A 2135-nucleotide genomic window follows, 5' to 3' on the forward strand; every position below is an offset into this window, starting at 1 on the left:
ATTTACTTTTTCATTTTCACCTGAAGGTTGGCATGAAAAAATCAAACACACTCAACTAGCCGATGCGATTCTGGATCGAATCAAGCACAATTCTCACCAAATCATAGTTGATGGTGAAGTATCCATGCGAGAGCGTCACGGTTTGGAGGGCATGAAATGATTCCGATTGAAGTTGAAACTCGTATCGCTCTTTTTTTATTTTCGACGATACCTTCCAGAAGATATCGATTTAAATCTATCCTCGTTACTCCTACCTTATTACATAGAGGACGAAAAGCAGCCTTCGGCTGATGAAATGGTTAATTTAGCCACTAAGTTCCTTGAACAAGCTATGAAGGAATACGAATAATCTATTAATTTATTTTAAGATGAAAAACAGAGCTCATATTGGGCTCTGTTTTGATTAATTTCTTATTTTCTTCAATCAATTAGCGGAATGGACGACAACTTTCGCATTCAGTGGACGACTATTCCGCATTTACTGGACGAAACTAGTCGCCGTACTCACTTATTTTTTATTATACCACCGATACTATTCGTCAGAATATCCTCAGATTCATTGAGCTCGATAATAATCGGTGTCGTATTCATAGTTCCCTAGGACATAATAATTCCGTTGAGTTGGAGCGGTATCATGCATCATCAAGCCAGTGTGTCCATGATATTTTCCTTTTTGCAACTCAAAATAGTATGTGCTGTGGATCTAGTTTCTTTTTACTTCGGTGAACGGTTAATTTTGTTTGCCAGCATGTAATAACGTATCCCCTTATACGACCTCAATCACTACTGACACCAGCACCCGGTTTTTGATCTCTTTATAAAGACTTTTGTCCTTAGTATCAATGAACGTGATAAATCGCTCAAAGTGCTGGAATCTAAGGATTTCTAGGTATCGTCCCGACGTATCGAAACCACGCACTCTATGTGTGTTGTAGCTTAGCTATCGATGCAAAATAATATGTGAAGTGGGAAGTTTAAAGGTTTCATCTATTTTTTCTTGAGTCTCCCCAGAAGAAGAGTGCCACAGTTCCTGGACCGGTATGTGAACCTATTGTAGTTCCAACATTATTTATTTCAACCTTGTTCTTCAAGTTGGGAAATGATTCCTCGATTAATCTCGCGACTTCTTGAGCTTCAGTATTAAAAGCAGAATGAGATATATAACATTTATCAGAATATTCAAGATCTTTAATAGCATGATTTTTCATTTTATCTACAATTAAACTAATTACACGTCTCTTACCTCTTACTTTTTGTTGAGGAGTTAATTTTCCATTTTCATCCATATTTAACAATGGACAGATTTTAAATGTTGTTCCAACAAATCCAGATGTCTTTGAGATTCTTCCTCCTTTAACATAAAAAGATAAATCAGTCGAAAAAAACCAATGATGTAGATTTAGTTTGTTATTTTCTACCCAGTCATACAACTGTTCAAGTGTGTATCCGTCGTCCCTTAGATCTGCCAGTTTATCCATCAATAAACCATAACCAGACGATGCCGCAAGAGAGTCAACGATGTATATTTTTCGATCCGGATATTCCGCTTCCAATAGTTGCTTTGCTGCACACGCTGAATTATATACTCCAGATAATCCTGAAGACAGTGATACGTGTAAAATATCCTTCCCTTCTTTCAGAAACGAAGAAAAGTAATCTACAAACTCTCCTACATTTACTTGTGATGTTTTCGTCTCAGCCCCATTACTCATTGCTTTATAAAAATCGTCATATGAAATCGACTTACCAAGATCATCTTTATATTCTTTTCCATCTACCATAAAATGAAAACAAACATAATTTATATCACGACTGTTGAAGTGCTTTTCTGTTAAGTCTGCAGTCGAACAAGAACTTAAAATAAATTCTGACATCATCTTACCTCTTTTCTCTTCTCACATTAGCCTTTAATGAAATAATTGAATCCATTTGCAGAAAGTTCAGAAAGCTTAACTGAAATCTCATCAATAGACACGTTCTGATTGTTTCTAAACCAAGTATGATATACAGCTATAATCCCAGCTATTGTATAGTCAATGATCATATCTTTATCAATCTCGTCCAAATCAGCAAACATGGTTTTATTCCTCTTGATTATTTCCTTAAGTTTTTTCCTGAATAATTCATACTTTTCG

General features: G+C 35.6%; 3 protein-coding genes. 1 reads left to right on the forward strand and 2 read right to left on the reverse strand.

The features are described 5' to 3' along the window. The coding region (locus tag EF384_RS09915; RefSeq protein WP_158607426.1) for an ATP-binding protein at nucleotides 1–160 on the forward strand (160 nt) is incomplete at its 5' end. Nucleotides 161–983: 823 nt separating this feature from the next. Here EF384_RS09915 and EF384_RS09435 read toward each other — a convergent pair. Together EF384_RS09435 and EF384_RS09720 are read right to left on the reverse strand one after the other, a co-directional pair. Beyond that, nucleotides 984–1874: a DegV family protein gene (locus EF384_RS09435; protein ID WP_123781444.1), complete on the reverse strand. Its 891-nt coding sequence runs from the start codon at nucleotides 1872–1874 to the stop codon at nucleotides 984–986. A 26-nt stretch (nucleotides 1875–1900) separates the two neighbouring features. After that, on the reverse strand, nucleotides 1901–2135 hold a 235-nt coding region (locus EF384_RS09720; protein ID WP_158607427.1), incomplete at its 5' end, for a TetR-like C-terminal domain-containing protein.

Source organism: Aerococcus agrisoli (genome assembly GCF_003797145.1).
GTDB classification, from domain to species: domain Bacteria; phylum Bacillota; class Bacilli; order Lactobacillales; family Aerococcaceae; genus Aerococcus; species Aerococcus agrisoli.

Bases quoted from the DNA above. Each gene is read 5' to 3' on its own strand.
- EF384_RS09435 (WP_123781444.1), bottom strand. From the start codon at position 1,874: ATGTCAGAATTTATTTTAAGTTCTTGTTCGACTGCAGACTTAACAGAA.